Origin of the sequence: Hyphomicrobium sp. NDB2Meth4 (assembly GCF_900117445.1) — a bacterium.
Classification (GTDB): Bacteria; Pseudomonadota; Alphaproteobacteria; order Rhizobiales; family Hyphomicrobiaceae; genus Hyphomicrobium_A.
In genome coordinates, this window is sequence record NZ_FPEJ01000012.1 from 13,181 (window position 1) to 32,114 (window position 18,934).

Annotated in this window: 23 protein-coding genes; 11 read left to right on the forward strand and 12 right to left on the reverse strand. The window is 60.7% G+C overall.

The window, feature by feature from the left end; genetic code table 11:
• Positions 1 to 79 precede the first annotated feature (79 nt).
• The 4 genes from NDB2M4_RS14870 (at position 80) to NDB2M4_RS14885 (ending at position 2,863) form a co-directional block, all read left to right on the forward strand.
• Positions 80 to 628: a carboxymuconolactone decarboxylase family protein gene (locus NDB2M4_RS14870; protein WP_072376479.1), complete on the forward strand. Its 549-nt coding sequence runs from the start codon at positions 80 to 82 to the stop codon at positions 626 to 628.
• Positions 629 to 664: 36 nt separating this feature from the next.
• Complete coding sequence (locus NDB2M4_RS14875) at positions 665 to 1,672, forward strand: alpha/beta fold hydrolase (RefSeq protein ID WP_072376523.1); 1,008 nt, start codon at positions 665 to 667, stop codon at positions 1,670 to 1,672.
• Positions 1,673 to 1,760: 88 nt separating this feature from the next.
• On the forward strand, positions 1,761 to 2,222 hold the full coding sequence (locus NDB2M4_RS14880; protein WP_210186561.1) for a nuclear transport factor 2 family protein: 462 nt from the start codon (positions 1,761 to 1,763) through the stop codon (positions 2,220 to 2,222).
• A 26-nt stretch (positions 2,223 to 2,248) separates the two neighbouring features.
• Positions 2,249 to 2,863 carry a pyridoxamine 5'-phosphate oxidase family protein gene (locus NDB2M4_RS14885; RefSeq protein WP_072376483.1) on the forward strand — a complete coding sequence of 205 codons (615 nt, stop codon included), beginning with the start codon at positions 2,249 to 2,251 and terminating at the stop codon, positions 2,861 to 2,863.
• Positions 2,864 to 2,894: 31 nt separating this feature from the next.
• Here the strand turns inward: NDB2M4_RS14885 and NDB2M4_RS14890 are convergent, their stop codons facing one another.
• From NDB2M4_RS14890 to NDB2M4_RS14910, 4 genes are all read right to left on the reverse strand, one after another.
• Entirely contained in the window at positions 2,895 to 3,578 is a 684-nt protein-coding gene (locus NDB2M4_RS14890; protein WP_083556409.1) for a DUF3047 domain-containing protein, read from the reverse strand.
• Positions 3,579 to 3,596: 18 nt separating this feature from the next.
• Positions 3,597 to 4,379: a DUF547 domain-containing protein gene (locus NDB2M4_RS14895; RefSeq protein ID WP_171988116.1), complete on the reverse strand. Its 783-nt coding sequence runs from the start codon at positions 4,377 to 4,379 to the stop codon at positions 3,597 to 3,599.
• Positions 4,380 to 5,069: 690 nt separating this feature from the next.
• Positions 5,070 to 5,672 carry a cytochrome c peroxidase gene (locus NDB2M4_RS19855; RefSeq protein ID WP_083556413.1) on the reverse strand — a complete coding sequence of 201 codons (603 nt, stop codon included), beginning with the start codon at positions 5,670 to 5,672 and terminating at the stop codon, positions 5,070 to 5,072.
• 66 nt (positions 5,673 to 5,738) lie between these two features.
• Positions 5,739 to 6,515 carry a DUF6969 family protein gene (locus NDB2M4_RS14910; protein WP_072376489.1) on the reverse strand — a complete coding sequence of 259 codons (777 nt, stop codon included), beginning with the start codon at positions 6,513 to 6,515 and terminating at the stop codon, positions 5,739 to 5,741.
• A gap of 170 nt (positions 6,516 to 6,685) precedes the next feature.
• Here NDB2M4_RS14910 and NDB2M4_RS14915 point away from each other — a divergent pair, with 170 nt between their 5' ends.
• Positions 6,686 to 7,369, forward strand: a complete 684-nt coding sequence (locus tag NDB2M4_RS14915; RefSeq protein ID WP_083556415.1) for a L,D-transpeptidase — start codon at positions 6,686 to 6,688, stop codon at positions 7,367 to 7,369.
• On the forward strand, positions 7,353 to 7,571 hold the full coding sequence (locus NDB2M4_RS20515; RefSeq protein WP_072376493.1) for a GDCCVxC domain-containing (seleno)protein: 219 nt from the start codon (positions 7,353 to 7,355) through the stop codon (positions 7,569 to 7,571). Before NDB2M4_RS14915 ends, NDB2M4_RS20515 begins: the two co-directional genes overlap by 17 nt.
• A 23-nt stretch (positions 7,572 to 7,594) precedes the next feature.
• Here NDB2M4_RS20515 and nrtS read toward each other — a convergent pair whose 3' ends face one another.
• Genes nrtS through NDB2M4_RS14950 form a run of 6 tightly spaced genes read right to left on the reverse strand, consistent with a single transcriptional unit; the run spans position 7,595 to position 12,192 of the window.
• A complete protein-coding gene (gene nrtS / locus NDB2M4_RS14925) occupies positions 7,595 to 7,840 on the reverse strand; it encodes a nitrate/nitrite transporter NrtS (RefSeq protein ID WP_072376528.1) in 246 nt (81 codons plus the stop codon).
• Between the two features lie 51 nt (positions 7,841 to 7,891).
• Entirely contained in the window at positions 7,892 to 8,458 is a 567-nt protein-coding gene (locus tag NDB2M4_RS14930; RefSeq protein ID WP_072376495.1) for a carboxymuconolactone decarboxylase family protein, read from the reverse strand.
• Positions 8,439 to 9,047: a TIGR04282 family arsenosugar biosynthesis glycosyltransferase gene (locus tag NDB2M4_RS14935; protein ID WP_072376497.1), complete on the reverse strand. Its 609-nt coding sequence runs from the start codon at positions 9,045 to 9,047 to the stop codon at positions 8,439 to 8,441. The genes NDB2M4_RS14930 and NDB2M4_RS14935 overlap by 20 nt, the downstream gene beginning before the upstream one ends.
• The gene (locus tag NDB2M4_RS14940) at positions 9,037 to 9,753 is read right to left on the reverse strand and encodes a TVP38/TMEM64 family protein (protein ID WP_072376499.1); all 717 of its coding nucleotides are present in this window, start codon (positions 9,751 to 9,753) and stop codon (positions 9,037 to 9,039) included. Before NDB2M4_RS14940 ends, NDB2M4_RS14935 begins: the two co-directional genes overlap by 11 nt.
• On the reverse strand, positions 9,750 to 11,174 hold the full coding sequence (locus NDB2M4_RS14945; protein WP_072376501.1) for a dihydrolipoyl dehydrogenase family protein: 1,425 nt from the start codon (positions 11,172 to 11,174) through the stop codon (positions 9,750 to 9,752). The genes NDB2M4_RS14940 and NDB2M4_RS14945 overlap by 4 nt, the downstream gene beginning before the upstream one ends.
• A gap of 7 nt (positions 11,175 to 11,181) precedes the next feature.
• Complete coding sequence (locus NDB2M4_RS14950) at positions 11,182 to 12,192, reverse strand: radical SAM protein (RefSeq protein ID WP_083556417.1); 1,011 nt, start codon at positions 12,190 to 12,192, stop codon at positions 11,182 to 11,184.
• A 180-nt stretch (positions 12,193 to 12,372) separates the two neighbouring features.
• Here NDB2M4_RS14950 and NDB2M4_RS14955 point away from each other — a divergent pair, with 180 nt between their 5' ends.
• From NDB2M4_RS14955 to NDB2M4_RS14965, 3 genes are read left to right on the forward strand one after another with little or no spacing between them, the layout of a single operon-like run.
• Positions 12,373 to 13,095, forward strand: a complete 723-nt coding sequence (locus NDB2M4_RS14955; RefSeq protein ID WP_083556419.1) for a glycosyltransferase — start codon at positions 12,373 to 12,375, stop codon at positions 13,093 to 13,095.
• Positions 13,096 to 13,131: 36 nt separating this feature from the next.
• The gene (locus NDB2M4_RS14960) at positions 13,132 to 13,386 is read left to right on the forward strand and encodes a hypothetical protein (protein WP_072376503.1); all 255 of its coding nucleotides are present in this window, start codon (positions 13,132 to 13,134) and stop codon (positions 13,384 to 13,386) included.
• Positions 13,387 to 13,419: 33 nt separating this feature from the next.
• Entirely contained in the window at positions 13,420 to 13,881 is a 462-nt protein-coding gene (locus NDB2M4_RS14965; protein WP_072376505.1) for an SRPBCC domain-containing protein, read from the forward strand.
• Positions 13,882 to 14,474: 593 nt separating this feature from the next.
• Here NDB2M4_RS14965 and NDB2M4_RS14970 read toward each other — a convergent pair.
• Positions 14,475 to 14,942, reverse strand: a complete 468-nt coding sequence (locus tag NDB2M4_RS14970; protein ID WP_072376507.1) for a hypothetical protein — start codon at positions 14,940 to 14,942, stop codon at positions 14,475 to 14,477.
• Between the two features lie 44 nt (positions 14,943 to 14,986).
• Positions 14,987 to 15,622, reverse strand: coding sequence for a hypothetical protein (locus NDB2M4_RS14975; protein WP_072376509.1), 636 nt, complete (start codon positions 15,620 to 15,622; stop codon positions 14,987 to 14,989).
• Positions 15,623 to 15,978: 356 nt separating this feature from the next.
• Between NDB2M4_RS14975 and NDB2M4_RS14980 the strand changes: the two genes are divergently transcribed.
• Both NDB2M4_RS14980 and NDB2M4_RS14985 read left to right on the forward strand, forming a co-directional pair.
• Positions 15,979 to 17,298 (forward strand): RelA/SpoT domain-containing protein, encoded by a 1,320-nt coding sequence (locus tag NDB2M4_RS14980; RefSeq protein ID WP_072376511.1) that lies wholly within the window; start codon positions 15,979 to 15,981, stop codon positions 17,296 to 17,298.
• Positions 17,299 to 17,550: 252 nt separating this feature from the next.
• Positions 17,551 to 18,579 (forward strand): IS110 family RNA-guided transposase, encoded by a 1,029-nt coding sequence (locus NDB2M4_RS14985; RefSeq protein WP_072376513.1) that lies wholly within the window; start codon positions 17,551 to 17,553, stop codon positions 18,577 to 18,579.
• Positions 18,580 to 18,934 lie beyond the last annotated feature (355 nt).

Here is an 18,934-nt window from a genome sequence, read left to right on the forward strand (position 1 = left end):
ATCGCTCCCAGAGCGCATCTTCCGCGTGCCGTCGATGAAATGGCGGTCAGCACGTCGAAAGAAGAAGGAGGATGCTCACATGACACGAATTGAACCGCTCGACCTCGAAGCAGCACCAGCGGCTTCGCAATCGCTGCTTGCGAGTGTCAAGAAGCAGATCGGCACTGTGCCGAACATGCTCCGGACATTCGCCCACAGCCCAGCCGCTCTCGAAGGCTATGTAGGCCTCAGCGGCGCTCTTGCACGCGGCGTACTCGACGCCGCAACGCGTGAGCGCATAGCTTTGGCGGTGGCCGAGATTAATGGCTGCGGCTATTGCCTGGCCGCGCACTCTTATCTCGGCAAGAACGTCGCGAGACTTTCGGAGGGCGAGATAGAGAAGAATCGCCGGGGAACGTCGGCGGATCCAAAAGCCTGTGCCGCCGTCGAGTTCGCGGCTCTCGTTGTCGCCAAGCGCGGCCAGGTCGGCTCCGCAGATATCGAGGTCGTCCGCGCTGCGGGCTTCAGCGACGCTGAGATCGTCGAGATCGTCGCCCATGTCGCGCTGAACACGCTCACGAACTACCTCAACGAGATCGCCAATACGGCGGTCGATTTCCCAGCAGCGCCGGTGCTCAAGGCTGCTTGAGCACTTGCCTGTCTAGTCCCATTCATGGAGTTCAAAATGCTGAACCATATGACATCCAAATTGCCCCTGCGCTCTGCAATTGTGATGGCCGGCATCGCACTGCCCCTCGCGTTCGTTGGCCCCGCGCCCGCACTGGCGGCCGCCCCTGCCGTCGAGGCGGTGGAACTACAGGTCCACTACCGAGCTGCGAGCATCGACGGCATCGAGGTTGCCTACAGAGAGGCAGGTCGTGCCGATGCCCCGGTGATCCTGCTTCTGCACGGCTTCCCGACATCTTCGCACATGTTCCGGAATCTCATTCCGGCGCTCGCAAACGGGTACCGCGTTATCGCCCCGGACTATCCGGGCTTCGGCCAGAGCGCCACCCCCGAACGGTCAGAGTTCAAGTACACGTTCGACAACTTCGCCAAGCTCGTGGATGGCCTGACCGACAAGCTCGGCGTTTCGCGCTACGCCCTTTACGTCATGGACTATGGCGCTCCCGTCGGCTTCCGGCTGGCTGCCAGGCACCCTGACCGCGTAACTGCGCTCGTTGTTCAGAACGGCAACGCCTACGTCGAGGGCCTGCAGAAGTTCTGGGAGCCCATCCAGAAATACTGGGCGTCAGGGAACAAGGCGGACCGCGAGGCGCTTCGTTGGCTGACGTCCCTCAAAGCCACGAAGTGGCAGTATACCCATGGCGTACCCGATACCTCGCTCGTCAGCCCGGACACCTGGACGCACGATCAGGCGCAGTTGGACCGCGCGGGCAACCAGGAGATCCAACTCGATCTCTTCTACGACTATCGGACCAACGTCCCCCTCTATCCCGAGTGGCAGGCCTATTTCCGCAAGCACAAGCCGGCCACGCTCATCATCTGGGGCAAGAACGATCAGATCTTCGTTGCTCATGGCGCGGCGCCCTACAAGCGCGATCTGCCTGACGCGGAACTGCATCTCCTGGATGCGGGCCACTTTGCGCTCGAGACGAATGGTCCCGAGATAGCTCGGCTCATCCGAGACTTCCTCGGCAGAAAGGCCCTGATCGAGAAGGCCGAACGATAAGCATGGCCCAACGCCGCAGGGCTCTGCGGCCGTCTCTTCCGCAGAGCCCGCTCAAATCGAATTCCTATCGAAGGAGCCCGCCATGGAAATGAAACCGCCCGTGCCGCCGTTCACCCTGGAAACGGCGATCGAGAAGGTCCGTCTTGCCGAGAACGCCTGGAACACTCGTGATCCACAGCGTGTGGCGCTCGCCTACACGTTGGACAGCCAATGGAGAAACCGCTCCGAGTTCCCAAGAGGCCGTGATGACATCATCGCCTTCCTTACGCGCAAATGGTCTCGAGAGCTCGACTACCGGCTGATCAAGGAGCTGTGGGCGTTCCGCGACAATCGTATCGCCGTACGCTTTGCATACGAATGGCACGACAGCGACGGCCAGTGGTTCCGCTCATACGGAAATGAGAACTGGGAGTTCGATCCGAATGGTCTGATGCAAAGGCGCTTCGCCAGCATCAACGATCTCGCGATCACGGAAGACGAGCGGAAGTACCGCTGGCCGCTCGGCGTACGCCCCGATGACCATCCAGGATTGAGTGATCTCGGGCTTTAATTGACATAGCCGTAGGAACGATCGCCATGGGCCACAAATTTGCAGAACTGGCGTTCACGCCGAACGTCAAGGCCGAGCAGGAGGCGCAAGGCAGCCGCGCATCCTACGCTCGCTTCGAAGTGGGAGAGGACCATCATGACGTTCTCGGTCCGCAGGAGGCTGCCTTCATCGGCATGCGCGACAGCTTCTACATGGCGACCGTAGGCGAGACGGGCTGGCCCTACATCCAGCACAGGGGCGGCCCGTCAGGATTCCTCAAGGTACTCGATGAAAGGACGCTTGGATTCGCCGATTTTCGCGGCAATCGCCAGTATATCAGCGTCGGAAACCTCAAGTCGGACGATCGCGTTTCGCTCTTTCTCATGGACTACGCGAGCAAGACTCGCCTCAAGATTCTTGGCCAGGCGCGCATTCTCGACCCGTCTGACAACGAAACTCTGAAGCGGTTGGTGCTTCCAGCATACCGGGCCCAGGTCGAGCGGGGGTTGTTGATCAGCGTCGAAGCATTCGATTGGAACTGTTCGCAACACATAACCCAGAGATTCACGCTGGCGGAGGTCGAAGCCGCGACGGAACCACTCCTCATGAGGATCGGAGAGCTGGAGCGCGCGCTGCATCAACGAGGAGACGGCGGCGCTTAGCACTCGGCGCGAGCAGCGGCCCTAGCCAAATCTACCGGGCGCTCTCTGATCGGATCCAGGCCGGGCCATTGCCAATGGTCCGAACGGTCCCGAAGACAGCGGATGTCGGTTCGCCAGTCTGATCATTGTCATTGAAGATAGCGATGTGACGCAGCCGCGTCGGCTCGTAACCGAAGGCGGCGCGAAAGTCAGCGGAAATATCCCTGGTTTCCGTGAACCAGCGACCGATATCGGCGCGACCGCGCAGCTGCACATAGCGCAACGACTGAAAGCGCAGCGAAGGCAGCATCGTGCCGTTGGCAATCGGCGTCGAGGTCCAGACATACGCGAGCGTCGGAACATCGCGGTTGAAAAACGAGGGTTCCCCAAAGACGAACATCAGCATCGCACCGAAATCCTCGCGTGCGATGTCCCTCACGTCAGCGCGGGCGTGGAGGATATCGACTCGCCAGTTCCAGCGAACAGCACGGAGATCACGGCCCTCAATGTCGAGCTCCTGGTAGAGACCAGACGCAGTGCCGTGCGGCGTGCTGCGAAGGAAAGGACCGCCGGGTCCGCTCTCGACTGTGTAGCTGTTGACGCCTCGGAATGCAGCGCGCCTTGCTGCAGAGAGCATTTGTGCGGGATCGGCAAGGATTCGATCCTCGGCGCTTGCGGTTCGAACAAGGTTCCCTGCGGTCAACGCGATAACGGCCATATAGAGAAGACATCTCATGCGGACCGTCTCAGGCGATCACCGTTTGATGTCATTGAGGCTCCAGTCGTAGTCGTACCCGGTGATCGCCATTACGGATTTCAACTGGTTGAGGAGTGGTGCATCGGCATAGGCCTTGAGATGCCGCATTACATTATCGTCCGAGGTTCCGAAGTCAGCTTTGAACCAATTGTAGATGGATGAGATGACGAGGTGCCCTTCCGCAACGGCCGCGCCGCGCGGATGATTGATATAGGCTCTTGCAGCAACGTCGAGCTGCTCGCTGAGTCTGGCACCCGTGAACGCCTCAGGCTGAAGATTCGGACAGCCGACGGACGCGCAGTTGACGGCATAGTGCACGCGCGGATCTTTGAAGACCGGGCGCAGGATGCCGTGCTCGATATCGTCAAGGCTGAGCTCGACGCCCTTGAGGTGCAGAACCTTGGCCTTCCAGGGTCCACCTGTCAGGGATGCGAACAGGCTACCGCCGAGCGAGATGTCCTTAATCGATGCGATCGGGTAGCGATTGAGCACGATGTCGACGGTCTTGGCATTGTACAGGTTGGCGAGCAACGCGAACTGCTCGGGACGGTCGAGGCTCGCGAGATCGGTCGCTTCAAGGGCATGAATGTACTCCTTGAGTTGTGACTGTCCGCCTTTCTTGAAGGCAGCATAATCGACGCGGTTGATGCCATCGGCGCCGGTCTTGACATATTGCTTGAGCAGCCGGTCCCAGGCGGAATGGTCGACGGTCGCGGGTGAGCCGATTGCTGCCTTGCGCAGAAGCTCGCTGGGCTCGGCAGCGTGTGCTGCCCGTGTCAATATTCCCACGGTCAGAGCGCAAGCGATCACAAGCGTTAGCTGCATAATGGCGACGCGAGCGAATGGATGGGCAATAGAAACAGGCATCATCATCTTTCTGTCGGTGGGCCATTGGCTGAGCGCGAAAGCGCGACGCTCGCGTTGAGGTTCTGCGAGATTTCGCAGGAAGCCCGCACCGCGCTTGCCTCCGCGCGGTCGCGGGCTCCCTGCTTCACCTACGCCCGAAGGGCGCAGGGTCGCGTCGCCGGCAAGGCGCTAGCGGGGACGAGCGCCTTGAGGAATGACGAATCGGGGATGGGCAGATCGTCATCGAGATGCGACGGACGCGTCTCTAATTTTCTTTTCTATTTCTTTGCGGCGCATGGATTGCAGGGCGACCCTACTTTCTTCGCCGCACATGGATTGCAGGGATTCGAGGCCTTCCTTGCCGCGCAGGGATTGCAGGCGCCCTTCTTCGGACCGCAAGGATGAGCGGCCTTGGGTTTGCACGGACCGCAAGCGGCCCGGGCCGGTGACACTTCCGCAGCGACGGCCGCCAACGGCAGAGCAACGGATGCCGCGAGCAGCGATTTTGTAAGCTTACGCATTCCTCTCTTCTCCCTTGATTGCTTGGTGTCGTGGATCGCGATGTACTTCTCGGCTGCCGGTTGGAAGGTTACACACGACGGCGAAGCCACACGCGTGCACTCGTCAGCGCTTTGCGTACGTTTTCTGCTGCTCCTCGACATAGGCCGTGAGGGCGGCGAGCTGCTCGGAGTCCCACGGCAGCGGCTTGCTCATCATCGGCCGTATCAGACAGAACTGAACCATGCCCTCAGCACTTATCGACGCGATGCCGGAAACCTCGTCCGGCATCTGGACTTTGTGCGGATAGGGCTGCTTGAAGCTGTCATTGAAGCCCATGAAGTCGCTGTGGCAGCTGGTGCACGCCGTCTCGTTCGTGCTGAGAGACGCGTCGCTGTAGAGCTTCTCGCCAAGTTGAAGCAGCCGGGCGCGATCGCCAGCAAAGGGCTTGGTGCCGGCCGGGCGCGTAACCTCGGATGGCTTGGGTACTGCGAGATCGCCGGCTGCGCACGGATTGCACGGATTGGCGGGCTGTTTCGCTCCGCAAGGCCCCTTGGCGGCGCACGGATTGGACGCGGACTTGGAGCGTCCCGCCGCGCACGGGCTGCAGGGTTTGGATGCTCTCGGCCGGCAGGGGCCACAGGCGGCGCGGATAGCCGAAGAGCTCGAGGCGGCGATGGCAACAGGAAGGGCGACGGCCCCAAGGAGGGCCTTGGTCATCTTGCGCATTGTCGGTCTCCGATACTGGGCTCGTCTTGCGAACGACCCACTTGTTCGTACCGGAAGGCGTGCAGGTTACTCTGGAAGCACGCGATCAACGCGCTCGCTGGCGCCAGTGCGCGTCTCGAGCGCAACATCGACCCACGCGATCTGCGCGTCGATGTCGATCGGCAGCTCCGAGGTTATCTCGAGCCGGCGATCCTCGAAGACGTCGCCGTCGGGGTAGCGGCGCTGCCAGTCCTCTATAGCCGTGTCGCGCCGGCGCAGAAGGATCTCGACCTGCGGCCGGAATAGCCGCACCACCGCTGTGATCCACCGATTGGTGGCAAGGCACGGATAGGCGTGATCGATGTTGAACCGATCGAGCATCGCGATGACGGCGTCCGCGGCATAGAAAGTCTCCCCCGTCACCCATCGGTTGGTCGTGAAGAGTGCGGTCGGCAGTCCCCTGCTGTCCATGGCGATCGCGATCAGATGGGAAATGGCATCATCGTCGAGCGGCCGATCAGCTCCGCCCGTATATGGCACTGGCTCGATGTCAAACGGCATCCCCTTCGCACGAAGGAATGTGTGAAAGTGACCATGCTCGCCGGTTTCCGGGCGATGCGCGTGATAGTAGTACTGCGCCCCCGTCTCGTCGTCGTAGATGTCGCCCTTGGGATAATGATCGAGCTCGATGAACTCGCCCTGATGCCTAAGGACCTGGGCCACCGGATTTGTTCCCGCCTTTCCAAGCACCCGCAGAGCCTCGAGGACCTCATCGGCGGCGCGCGACATGCGTCTGAGACTCGGTATTGAAAGGCATTCAAGATCGGCGGTATCTCCCGCCTTGAGCTGGATAGCACTTGACATAGGATCTCCTGCGACGGCGGCAAAGGAGTTCGCGGCTTGGCTATTCGCGCCACCCTGGCGCGGGGTTACACCGCGCAGTAGTTCCCCTGACCCGCTCTATTCTTGATGAAACCATTTTTGGGACAGAACCGAAGCAGGGCGTAGTCGACGCGCTGCACGGAGATCCAAAAATGCGCAAGCTAGGTCATCGCGGTCCGCTTCGTTGCTTACCTTCATGCGTGGCTGCCGTGCTCGTCGCGACGGCGCCGGTACCAGCCTACGCACAAGACTTGATCGCGTATTTCTGGGGAGGCGGTCGCGAACACGGTGGCGGCCGACATACGCTTTCCTTCAGCCACGACTTCGAGGCCGGTGAGATCATCGTAAGCTTCGCGGACCGCCGACTCTATCACGTCATCCGGAAGGGACGCGCGACGAGCTATCCGATCGCGGTACCCCGCGAACAGAGTCGCTGGGAAGGCAGAACGGTCGTTTCGATGAAGCGCGAGAACCCGGCCTGGACGCCAACGGCCAACATGAAGCGTGAGAATCCACGCCTCCCCTCCTGGGTGCCGGGTGGCCACCCCATGAACCCGCTTGGCATACGCGCGCTCTATCTTGGCGCTACGACGTACCGGATTCATGGCACCGATGCGCCGTGGACGATAGGGCAGGCCGTCTCGAAGGGCTGCGTCCGTATGTACAATGAGGATGTCCTTGACCTCTATCCGAAGATCCCGGTCGGAACCCGGGTCACGGTGACGTGGCAGCGGTTTCAGGCGCATAAAGCAGCATCGAATGCAGATGAAGAGGCATCGGCATCGACCATCCTGACCCGCTCAACCAAACACGTGCGCGATGCGAGGGCCGAATGAGCAAGTCCCCATTCTTGAGAGCGAAATCATATGCCCGCGGTGTGGGTTCATCGCGACTGAGGTGATGCCGGTGGACGCGTGCCAATACGTCTACAACTGCAAGCGGTGCGGCCTTGAGATGAAGCCGCGTCCCGGCGATTGCTGCGTGTTTTGCAGCTACGGCTCGATACCCTGTCCCCCTGTGCAGATCGCCGAAGCATAGGCGGAATAGGACGTCTCGCCGCTTCAGGTATGGCGCCGTTCGTGTCTCAGTCTGACGGCGACGGCTCCATAGGTGCTCACGCCGTAGGGGACGAGGTATGTGAGCACCAACTTCGGCCAGATGACTGGCTTAGCTCCCAGCAATACATCGCCCTGATTGATCAGGTTCAAGAGGCTTCCGACGACGAGTGCGACGCTGAGGGAGGTGCGCGGGACGCCATCAGTGGTGGCCAGGTAGATAACCTGGCGCAGGGTCGACCGTCCATGCATGGCGTCCCCGATCATTCGTAATGATTGTTGTCATGCCGACCGACACGGCCTTCATCGTCGTCGCTGCTCCCCTCCCTGCAACGTACAAAACCCCTGCGGAGGGACGTCAAGCGCTGCATTGAACTTCGACGAGAGATTTTGAAATGCGATGAGGCCCGTCAGTTCGACGATAGTATCATCGTCCCACATCTGCTTGAGGCGCCGGCGCAGGTCGTCGCAGACACCGGGGCGCGTGATGGTCATCGCTTCCGCGTACTCGAGTGCGAGGCGTTCCTCGGGGCTGAATAGCGCGCTCTCGCGCCAGCGGCCGAGCTGCTCGATCTTGTCCGCAGGGACACCGCGTTTCTCCAGCGTCGCCGAGTTTATGTCGACGCAAAAGGCACAATGGTTGATCTGCGAGACGCGCACTGTGATGAGCGATCTGAGGGCGGGGCGCAGGGGCGATGACGCGCGGTCGAGGGCGCCATAGAGCAAAGCGACCGGGGCAAACACGCGGGGAGACCTGGCCCACAGGAGTCCAGGGTCGAGTACCTGGCCGTAGGTGCGCCTTTGTTTCCAGAAGAAGAGCCGAACCCACCACGGATACGCGGAAATGGGATTAGCCGCGACAACGCGCATGCATTCGCTCCCATCGTGGATGCAGCGCGAGCGCGTTCGCGTCGTCGATATCGTCGAGCTGCGGGAGTCTAGCCACGCTGCGCCCTACGAGATTGGATAGGGTGTCCGCGAGCGCGTACTCCGTCGACCATCGCACCGCGCGAAACGGATCGGGCATGGTGGGCCGGCGGCGCAGTCCGATGGCCCAATAGCCGCCATCCCCCGAGGGCCCAATGACCGCTTCGTGACCCTCGAGTGCATGAAAAGCGCGCGATATGAGATCGCGGGTGAGTCCCGGAACATCGCTGCCGATCACAAGCACGGATCCTCGCGGCAGCGCCGCGCAGACGCGTTGGAGCCTCGTTCCAAGATCCCCCTCGCCTTGCGGGATGAATCCGTACTGCGACGGCCACGGGCCCGATCGATCGGGTGTCACGGCCAGCCAGATCCTCCAGCGCCGATCCGAGCCCAGGTGCTGCAAGGTATGGGCGAGACTGACCCGCTGAAAGCGCAGCGCCGTGGCCGCGCCAACACCCGCTGCAAGCCGGCGTTTGCCTGTGCCGAAGCTGGGATAGCGTGTGAAGATCACGAGATGGCGGCTATGGCGCATGATCCTGAACCGGCGAGCCCTTTCCTGCGCCCCTCTTCAAGAAGACCGGCAAGAGCGCGAGCACGCCCAGACCGACGAGAGCGGCGATCAGTGTTGGACTGAGCACGTCCTTGAGGTGCACGTCGCCGCCGGCGTCGAAAACGTTGCCCAGGCTCGCGCCGAAGGCGGAGTACACGACGGTGCCAGGGATGATGCCGATTGCCGTGGCGATCACGTAGGGGAGCAGGCGCATGCCCAGGAGAGCCGGAGCCAGATTGACAGCCCAGAACGGAAACGCCGGGACGAGCCGCAGAAACAAGAGATAATTGAAGGCGTTTCTACTGAACCCCTCGGCCATGCGCCCGAGAAACGGACCTGCACGCTCGCGCAAGGCGTTGCCGACAGCGGAGCGCGCTATGACAAAGAGCGCTGTCGCTCCGAGCGTGGCACCAACCACTGTCAACGACGCCCCGAGGGGGACGCCGAACAGGAACCCGCCGGCAAGCGTCATGATGGTGGCGCCCGGCAAGGACAGGGCGACAATACCGGCGTATGCCAGCACAAAGGCGATGGCGGCCCAACTCCCATATCGCGCGACGGCCTCCAGCAGCGAGACCCGGTTCTCGCGGAGGGCATCGAGCGTGAGATAGCGGTCGAGATCAAGGGCGAAGGCCGCAACGATCAGGCCAATGAGAACCATGAGTGGCAGAATGCGTCCAAGTGTCATCCGAATGCTCCTAGAAAGCGCACTACCCACTGCGTCCGTGCCGAGAAGAGTGTGGGCGTGAAGTAGCTCCCAGCGGCGCGCTTTGAGATCTCGCTCAGTGTCGGATAGGGAGCGATCACGCCAGCCATGTCACCGATCTTGTGCCCCTTCGAGATCGCCAGCACCCAGGGCAGAACCAGCTCGCCGGCGTGCGGCCCGACGATCGTTGCGCCGAGAATGCGTCCGCCTCTCCCAACGACCGCCTTGAGAAAGCCCTGCGTGGCAGCTTCCGCCTGCGCGCGGTCATTCTCCGCAAACTCGGCGCGGACCACTCGAACGCCGTCCCCGTGCAACTTGCGGGCGTCGGCCTCGTTCAGTCCGACCTGCGCGAGCTCCGGATCGGTATAGGTTACCCACGGCAACGCTTTCGGCGCGTTCCTGGCAGGCAGGCGGAACAAGGCATTTCGCAGGACGATGCCGGCGTGATAGCTCGCCACATGCGTGAACTGATAGCCGCCAATCACGTCGCCTGCGGCAAAGATGCGCTTATTCGACGTGCGCAGGCGCGCATCGACCTCGATGCCTTTAGGCGTGTAACGCACACCCGCTTCATCGAGCCCAAGGTGCCTCACATTGGCCTGCCTACCCGTTGCGATTAGCAGGTGCGAGCCTTCGATGCGCCGCGCGTTGTCGCCGCCCAGCAGGACAGCAACTCCGGAGGCGGTCCTTTCCACTTTTTCGATTCTGATGGCCTCGGCTGTCTCGATGCCTTCGGTGATGAACTGCTGACGCACCACGTCGACGGCATCGAGATCATCCTTCGGTAGCATGCGAGCAAGGTCGAGCACCGTCACCCGGGCCCCGAGGCGCCGGTGCGCCTGTGCCATCTCGCAACCGATCGGTCCGGCGCCAATCACGATGAGGTGCTCGGGGAGAACCGCGTTATCGAAGATCGTTTCGTTGGTGAAGTACGGGACCGCCTCGAGTCCTCGTATCGGTGGCACGAATGGGCTGCTGCCGGTGGCGATCACAAACCGCCTCGCGCGGATCTTGTAGCTTCCGGCGAGAATAGTACGGCGATCGATGAAATGCCCCCGCGCCTCGATAACCCGGCAACCCAGGCCCATGAAGCGCTCGACCGAGTCGTGCGGAGCGATGGCGCCGATGACGTCATGCACATGGCGATTGGCGGCGCCGAAATCCACATGCGCTTCGACGCCGTTGATGCCGAAGCGCGCGCCGCCGCGTAGGGTCTTAGCGGCTTTCGCGGCCGCCAGCAGGGCTTTTGAGGGTACGCAGCCGGTATTGAGGCAATCGCCACCCATGCGATGCCCCTCAATGAGCACCGTCCTGGCGCCCATCTGGGCCGCACCCGCTGCGACGGACAGTCCAGCCGAGCCGCCTCCAATGACGCAAATGTCAGCCTTTATTGTCTCCAGCATCTGCGCCTCACCGCGGACCCGCGCAGGACGCGCCGCCGAGAACGCAGAAACGTGCGCAGTGCCTGTGGTTGAGGCTCACCGAGCTGCGCGCGCCATCGAGGGTGGAGGCCATCTCGAAGGCCTCGGCATAGGGCAGAAGCGTGCACGCCACTACGGAAGCACGGTCGGATCCCTTGCGTCGCACAACCATGCGCGAATTGGAGCACATGACATCGGATGGGGACTTTCCGAGCTTCTCCCAACACCCCTCGCTGATCTCCGGCACGTCGCAGTCTTCGTTCATCTCGGGGAACAGCACGAGCTGTGCGGGATCGTCCGCATCAAGCGACAGTCCAAGCGCTGCGAACAACGCAGCGTAGCCGCGACGCATTTCGGATTCGGTCATGCCCCACACTGTGCGTCCCGCGACCGAAAGCGTGAAGCCGTTCTTGGAGAGCCAGCGCAGACCGTCGATCGTCGGCTGCCAGCTTCGTGGGCCCCTAAGCTCTTCATGCCCGCACTGCTCGAAATGATCGAGCGACACGCGGATGGCCAGGCGATCGGGAAATCGCCGCACAAGCTCCAGGAGCTGATCCTTGCGCCGCTGCATCGGCCGCATGGCATTGGTCAGGACGAGGACGGTAAACCCGTGCGCAAGACTGTCCTCGAGCATTGCGGGAAACTCCGGATTCATGAATGGCTCGCCGCCTGTGAATCCGATCTCGGCCGGCCGGTCGGGCAAGCTTGCGGCCTCATCCAGAAACCTCCGCACCTCGCCGCACGTGAGATAGGAAAGCCGGTCGTTTCTGGGCGAGGACTCGATGTAGCAGTTGTGACAAGCGAGATTGCAGAGGGTTCCGGTATTGAACCAAAGCGTCGCGTAGCCCCGGAAGGGGGCATGAGCCCGCCTTTCGCCGCAGACTGTAAAGTGCTGATTGCCGAACTTGGCAGGGAGCGTGCGCTCGCAAATCTCCTCAATGTCGGAATTGCTTTCGACTTCAGCGCGGTGCGCCGTGCTTCTCGCTTCTTCGATCGACATCCATCCTCCGCGACTGGCTTGCGAAGGGAGTTTCGCGGAGGGGGCGGCAAAGGTTACGGAAGTGCTATGCGCAGCAGGGGAGGCCCTGAGCCAGCCCTTCGAATGGAGAAGGGATCGGAAGATTCGCATGAGCGCGCCATGCAGGCGTGCAACCTCACGCCTCGCCAGACCGAATAAGGAATGAAGCATCAGAACGCGAACAGCATGCATTCCGCGACTATCGTCCTCTCCGTTGTGATTCCGCTAAGGTGCAATCATCCGCTCTTGGATCGCTGTCTCGCAGCGTTGATCCATGGAGGAGGCATCGATGACGTTGAGATCATCATAGCGACGCCCGCCTTCCAGGAGATGTCCAAGGCACGGCCCGAAGCCGGAATTCGCGTCGTCCATGCTCCGCTGGGCAGGGGTGCATGCCTGTCAAGCGGCGTGCGTGAGGCCAGAGGGGAGTGGGTCCTCGTCCTACACGCGGACACTGTACTGAGCGGTGGCTGGCGAATGGTCGTCCGGAGGTTTATGGAAACCCACGCCGACAAGGATGTTGCCGGCTATTTCAGGTTTCGCCATGACAGCCCGTCCTTCCAGTCGAGGTGCATCGAAGCGTTTGTCGCCTTACGCTGCGCACTCCTTGCGTTGCCCTATGGAGACCAGGGCCTTCTGATCCGGAAGGCGTTCTATGATCGCATTGGCGGTTACCGGAGCGACTTTCCGGTCATGGAGGACGTGGACATCATCGGCCGGATTGGCCGGCGGCGGCTGCGCTGCCTTGATATTGCGGCAGTGACGTCAGCCGAGCGCTATGCGCACGGTTATGCGCGGCGCGTTCTCAGAAACCTGCGGTGTCTGTCGTTGTATTTCGGCGGCGTGCATCCTGCCCAAATCGTGAAAATCTACGAGCGCGCATGAGGCGCTGTGGTGCAATAACGCTGACGGAGTCATCCGATGCCACTGCCGAAGTCGGAGCGTGCAAAGATTGAGGCGGTGCCATTGTGCGGTCCGCGCACCGCCGATTTCCTGGAGCTGATCGGGGTCGAGTCTTTTGATGCGCTGGCTGATGCAGATGCCGGTGCGCTGCGGCTCGCGGTCAACGCGGCGCTCGGTCGCCCCCTGATCAATGCCATGGGGGAGCGGGCTTTCCAGAACGCGATTGAAGCGGCCAGATCGTCGCGGCGCCGACGGGGGAGTCAGAGATTCTAACTGCCCGGTAAGGGTACTTAAGGATGAGGATTCATGAGCAGCCGTGCCATTGAAACCAAGATCGATATCGCCGCGCCGGTTGAACAGGTCTGGCGGGTGCTTGCCGATTTTTCCGCCTATCCGCAGTGGAGCCGTTTCATTATGAGCGTCGAGGGGAGCCCAAGGGCGGGAGGGCGTCTTTCAGTTCGTCTCGACGATGGTGGCGGCGCAATGCAGATTCGCCCCCAGGTTCTAATCTGCACGCCTTACGAGTTGCGTTGGCGCGGCGTTCTCGGCGCAAGTTTCCTCTTCTCAGGCGAGCACTATTTTCAGCTCGCGCCACTTCCCACTGGCGGCACACGCCTCACACACGGCGAAGTATTCGGCGGCCTGCTTGTGCCTCTGCTCTGGACGCGCCTCGACACGGCCACACGGCGAGGCTTTCAGGATTTCAACGTCGCCGTGCGCGGGCGGGCCGAAGCACTAAATCGCGCGCCGACGAAATCCAATCCGTGAAGGCGCGTCGTGGCGTTAGGAGACGGAGCGGCCATCGGCGTCCCGCCTCGCTGCGATTCTTACTTTTCGAGCACGTCGACTGAGTGCTGATGTTCGCATCTTTTGCACTTCAATTTCGGGAGACGATGTCTCCTACTAAGGGGCATGCAGCCGTGTCGGCCAAGCCTCGGTAAGGAGGCCGATGTATCGGGTCGATGTCCGCAAACTCGGCGAAGCCGTCATTGCATGGATCGTCGTATTGCCGAGATTGCGGACTTCGACCAACAGAATATGCGTGCCTAACAGGCGTCGTCGGCCAGGCCCGCACTAACTTCAGCAGCAGACATCGGCCTCCTGGCGATGGAACCAATTTCGTTGACAGAGTCGCCGAGCAACTCGCGCGGGCTTGCGACTGCAGCCGGCGCCGCCGTCTCCCCACTGCAGGACTGACGCCTCCTACGCTGACGCAACGCACGCTGCACCGCGATCCGGCGGTGGTCCTCGTCATGCAATTCGGGAAAAGCAAAATATGGCCACTGTGGTCGCCTTTCCGCATGACAGCGCGAGACAGTCAATGCGAAGTCCTCGGCAACGTCTACGAGAACCCGGAGCCGTTAGCCCGGACCTGAAATCACTTTTACAGCGTGTCCGATTACCTGGCCGACGATCTGCGAAGAAACCTGCTTCCACGTTTCCTTCGCCATTTCCTTTCCGGCGCCGGTTGCCGCGTCGGACAAGACCTCGCCAACACTCTTTTCCTTCGCTTCGGACTTCTTGCCTTCCAGCGCACTTAACGTTGCACTCAGCGCCTCGAATGCCTTCGGCGACAGCACGTATCGTTTCACGTGGGTGCCACTTTCCCGCATAATCAGATAGCCAGTATCCACGAGCCACTGAAGCGTGTGCGTAACGAACGCGTGCTCCATGCTCTCAGCGTTTTGCTTTGGGTCGGGCTTCTGTGGTGGAAGCTTGAGAGCCTCAATAACATCCTTGGTATCTATCGCTCGCGCGACGGGAAACTGGTCATACAGCTTGCCCAGCACGTACGCAGCATACAGATTAAAGCGCTCAATATTCTTCATTTGCAATTTCCTGATCGCAAAAGCTCCGCTGAAGCGGAGCACATTCACCCCTTAGCCAATTTCTTACGAGTGACAGCAACTTGCACGTTGCCCTTTTCATCCTTCATCGAGCAGACAATCACGTTCTCCTCGTTGAGGGCGATCATATGAGTGCCTAGCAGTAATCGGAACTTCCCAACCCACTGCCTAATCTCAGGCGCGTTGATCTCCATCTCCAGCGGTGTCTTCGCCGACAAGAGCTTTCTCAGGTTCCCCCTATGCAGATGTGGATGCGTCTTCGCATACAGCTTCAGCACTTCGTCCTTGGGCAGAGGCGACGGCTCCACCGGGGTAAGGTGGTAATTGACGCCCTTTTCCTCCTTCTCCGCTTTCGTTTGCTTCACGGTGATGGGATAGAAGTGTGGCCGCAGCTCGGTCAGCCTCTTCAGGATTTCATCCGCCGACCATGCTCGCCCTGACTTGTGCGACTGCAGTCCAGCGATGTCCCCGTGAGCGACGAGGCAGCTGAGCGCGATCAGTTCGGACAGCAACCTCAGCTGCAGATAACAGAACTCCCGCACGATGGGCGGGGGAAACCCCGTGCGTCCTGCTAGCGCCTGTTCGATGCATTCAATGCGGACCTTCAGTTCCTCCATCAGGGCCGCATAAAGCTCAAAGCGCTTGGTGATACCCGTCGCCATGCCCCGACCCTCGAACCCGCATCGGACAGCATACTAGTGCACCCAGGGCGTCCCATGCCGTCGCATCTTCGATGCACGGTACAAAGCACGGTACAGCCAATCTTGACGTTCTAGGAAATCCGGCTCTCTCAACAGCTTACCGGCACAGCGTGCGTCCCCTAAAGCAAGCACAACTGGGCAATTTCAACTGGTTGGATGGATGGTCGGGTGCTGTTGCGCGGTGCCGTTCGACATCTGCTGGGAGATCTAAAACAGAAGTCAGCAGCGCGGCGTGCGAAGGGCCAGGAGGGGACATCTCGATAGAGTTTGAGCTAAAGTTCGAGACGCGACGAGCCAATTGATTCGGCGAACACAACATGGCTGCAAACGATGCGGCGCTCGAAAGCTTACTGACTGACTTCATCGGACGGTACGCTAGGGAGCGCGATCACTACCTAAAAGCGGCACAACTTTGTCAGCAGACGTGCGAAGTCCTGATCGGGCGACCGGGCATTCGGGCGATGGTGACATCACGAGCCAAAGAAATCCCGAAGCTACGGGACAAGGTGGTGCGTCGGCATCAGAGCAAGAATTACAAGACCGTTGCCGATATAGAGAGCGATATCGTCGATCGCGCCGGGGTTCGCATAGCGCTGTACTTTCCTGGCGATAGAGATGCGGTCAGCAAGCTTTTGCGTGAGCATTTTGTGGTAGCAGTGGAGAAGAATTTCCCGCGCGATGCCGAGCCTGTCGCTACATCAAAACGCTTCAGCGGCTACCACGCCAGTCACTTCCGATTGAGACTGAAGGAGGACAGCCTTGGCAAAAATGAAAAAGCATACGCCCAGGCACTCATAGAAGTTCAGCTCGGATCGGTGTTGATGCACGCTTGGTCTGAGGTCGACCATGATCTCACGTACAAGCCGACGACTGGAGCACTCTCGGAGGACGAGCTCGCCATTCTTGACCAGATCAACGGCCTTGTGCTGGCGGGAGAGATCGCGCTTGAAAGGCTGCAGAAGTCAAGTGAGCGACGATTGGGGAAGGAAGACGCGCCAATCGGCAGCCATTTCGAACTTGCCGCTTTGCTTCACAAGCGTTTTGCAGTGGAGGGACAAGAGCCCGACGTTGGACGGGTCGACATTTTATGGAACATCCTCCAGCGGGCTGGCTTGGCCAACAAAGCCGCAATAGACAGCTTACTCGCGGAAGTCGATCCACTGCCTGACGCTGAGCCAATCTCGGATCAAGTTGTGACGCGCATTCTGAGTGATCGGCCCGAATTATCCCAAGACTATGTTCGTTTGCAGTCCGGTTTGGTTCCGACGATTTATGGTGTCGGTGAGACACTGGAAACAGCCGACCTTCGCGACCAGATCGGAAGCTTTTTGTCGAACTGGATTGTGCTTGAGCGCACGACCACCATACTGGTCCCCACAAGCCAGAGGACTTCGGCGCGGTTGTCAGTGTCTGCCGAGCTCTTAGGCAAGATCGGAGTGAACCAGGATGTTTTCCGGCATCTGCGCTTAGTCCGGAACCAGCTCGTCCACGGAATAGAAATTCCGAGTGCGGAAGTGCTGGATCAGGAAAATAAGAAGCTGGACGCCATACTCAGCTTTCTTGGGCAGCACCCGCGCGAGGATGTACGGCAGGCGTATCGGAAGGCTGCCGCTCCGCTTAACGACGCACGGGGATAGAAGATTTGGCGCGCGTATTGGGATTGACGCCAGTCGAAGGCACACGCCTATTTCGCGTGAGATGTTGAGGGCATCGGAGTTCATGAACGCCCGCCAGGCGCTCGGCGACTCTGGTCGCTCTACCCCCAAGGGCGGACCTGATCAGCTGCGTCATCCTCAGAGTGCTCGATGACCGCTATTGATGCTGTGGACGGCATCCATCACCCGGCCCGAAGACGGTATGGTTTTCGGGCATGAGATGGAGGAAGTCAGATGGTGCAGCCAGTCACAGTCGGCCTCGATATCGCTAAGAATGTTTTTCACGCCTACGGCGTCGACGCACATGGCGAGAAGGTCCTCAGCCGTGAGCTCCGCCGCGGGAAGGTCGAGGCCTTCTTTGCGAAGCTCGAACCTTGTCTGGTCGGCATCGAGGCCTGCGCGACCGCGCATCACTGGGCCCGCACGATCGAGAAGCTCGGCCATCGGGTCCGGCTCATGCCGCCGGCATACGTGAAGCCCTATGTGAAGACACAGAAGAACGATGCAGCCGATGCCGAAGCGATCTGCGAAGCAGTTACGCGCCCGAATATGCGGTTTGCCGAGACGAAGACCGTTGAGCAGCAGAGCGTTCTGGTGCTGCATAGAACCAGAGCCACGCTGATCACGCATCGCACCCGGATGGGCAACACGATCCGAGCGCATCTCGCGGAGTTTGGCATCACAGAAAACATCGGCCGGATTGGGCTCTCCCGACTTATCGACATGATCGTCTCGGGCGAAGATGCTCGCATAACCGATGTGACACGCCGCGCACTGATGTGCCTGGCCGATCAGTATCACCTGTTGCAGAACCAGATCCTTGAGCTCGACCGGCAGGTGATGGCTTGGCACAAGTCCAACGAGGCAAGCAAACGCCTCGCCACGATTCCCGGCATTGGCCCCCTTGCGGCGAGCGCGCTCGTTGCCTCTGTCGGCAATGCTTCCAGCTTCAAGAATGGTAGGAGTTTTGCAGCGTTCATCGGTCTGGTGCCGAAGCAATCATCGAGCGGCGGCAAAGAGCGTCTAGGCAGGATATCGAAGCGCGGCGACCACTACCTGCGATGGCTACTCGTCGTCGGTGGCCTAGCGGTAATCCGATACGCGCAGCGTCACGGCACACGCCGGCCGTGGCTGCTAAAGCTTCTGCAGCGGCGCACGACCAAGATCGCTGCCGTCGCCATGGCAAACAAGATGGCGCGGATCGCATGGGTGCTGATGGCGCGCGGCGGTGCTTATCACGAACCAGTGCCACAGGCCGCATAGGAACGAGCGGGCCCAACGGGCGCGCTTCACGAGGTTGGAGAGGGCAAAAGGTAAGTCATGCAGTAACGGTCGACCACCGAGATCAGCAAAACCCAATTGTCCCAGGGCGCCTCGAGCGCGTGCTTTTGATCGGGAGCTGATCTTGCGGATAGCATGAAGGCCATCGGTGTTCGCGCCGAGCAAAAAGGCCGGACACATGGGCGCTACCGACCAGCTCTGCGCGACAGACCAGAAAGTCCTTGCCAACGGGGTGCCGTTCTCTAATCGCGCCTCCTTTGTCAAGGTTGGGTATTGCCCTTCGAGGTCACGGTTCTCTCCGCGGTCGGCGTGGCCGCCGCAACATCTGGTTCGAAGC

Coding starts and splice junctions, on each gene's coding strand:
- nrtS (WP_072376528.1), bottom strand. CDS start 7,840: ATGCATGGACGGTCGACCCTGCGCCAGGTTATCTACCTGGCCACCACT.
- NDB2M4_RS14910 (WP_072376489.1), bottom strand. CDS start 6,515: ATGTCAAGTGCTATCCAGCTCAAGGCGGGAGATACCGCCGATCTTGAA.
- NDB2M4_RS14875 (WP_072376523.1), top strand. CDS start 665: ATGCTGAACCATATGACATCCAAATTGCCCCTGCGCTCTGCAATTGTG.
- NDB2M4_RS14890 (WP_083556409.1), bottom strand. CDS start 3,578: ATGAGATGTCTTCTCTATATGGCCGTTATCGCGTTGACCGCAGGGAAC.
- NDB2M4_RS14985 (WP_072376513.1), top strand. CDS start 17,551: ATGGTGCAGCCAGTCACAGTCGGCCTCGATATCGCTAAGAATGTTTTT.
- NDB2M4_RS14980 (WP_072376511.1), top strand. CDS start 15,979: ATGGCTGCAAACGATGCGGCGCTCGAAAGCTTACTGACTGACTTCATC.
- NDB2M4_RS14960 (WP_072376503.1), top strand. CDS start 13,132: ATGCCACTGCCGAAGTCGGAGCGTGCAAAGATTGAGGCGGTGCCATTG.
- NDB2M4_RS14880 (WP_210186561.1), top strand. CDS start 1,761: ATGAAACCGCCCGTGCCGCCGTTCACCCTGGAAACGGCGATCGAGAAG.
- NDB2M4_RS14930 (WP_072376495.1), bottom strand. CDS start 8,458: ATGCGCGTTGTCGCGGCTAATCCCATTTCCGCGTATCCGTGGTGGGTT.
- NDB2M4_RS14950 (WP_083556417.1), bottom strand. CDS start 12,192: ATGTCGATCGAAGAAGCGAGAAGCACGGCGCACCGCGCTGAAGTCGAA.
- NDB2M4_RS14915 (WP_083556415.1), top strand. CDS start 6,686: ATGCGCAAGCTAGGTCATCGCGGTCCGCTTCGTTGCTTACCTTCATGC.
- NDB2M4_RS14965 (WP_072376505.1), top strand. CDS start 13,420: ATGAGCAGCCGTGCCATTGAAACCAAGATCGATATCGCCGCGCCGGTT.
- NDB2M4_RS14955 (WP_083556419.1), top strand. CDS start 12,373: ATGAAGCATCAGAACGCGAACAGCATGCATTCCGCGACTATCGTCCTC.
- NDB2M4_RS14970 (WP_072376507.1), bottom strand. CDS start 14,942: ATGAAGAATATTGAGCGCTTTAATCTGTATGCTGCGTACGTGCTGGGC.
- NDB2M4_RS14885 (WP_072376483.1), top strand. CDS start 2,249: ATGGGCCACAAATTTGCAGAACTGGCGTTCACGCCGAACGTCAAGGCC.
- NDB2M4_RS14975 (WP_072376509.1), bottom strand. CDS start 15,622: ATGGCGACGGGTATCACCAAGCGCTTTGAGCTTTATGCGGCCCTGATG.
- NDB2M4_RS14935 (WP_072376497.1), bottom strand. CDS start 9,047: ATGCGCCATAGCCGCCATCTCGTGATCTTCACACGCTATCCCAGCTTC.
- NDB2M4_RS14940 (WP_072376499.1), bottom strand. CDS start 9,753: ATGACACTTGGACGCATTCTGCCACTCATGGTTCTCATTGGCCTGATC.
- NDB2M4_RS20515 (WP_072376493.1), top strand. CDS start 7,353: ATGCGAGGGCCGAATGAGCAAGTCCCCATTCTTGAGAGCGAAATCATA.
- NDB2M4_RS19855 (WP_083556413.1), bottom strand. CDS start 5,672: ATGCGCAAGATGACCAAGGCCCTCCTTGGGGCCGTCGCCCTTCCTGTT.
- NDB2M4_RS14945 (WP_072376501.1), bottom strand. CDS start 11,174: ATGCTGGAGACAATAAAGGCTGACATTTGCGTCATTGGAGGCGGCTCG.
- NDB2M4_RS14870 (WP_072376479.1), top strand. CDS start 80: ATGACACGAATTGAACCGCTCGACCTCGAAGCAGCACCAGCGGCTTCG.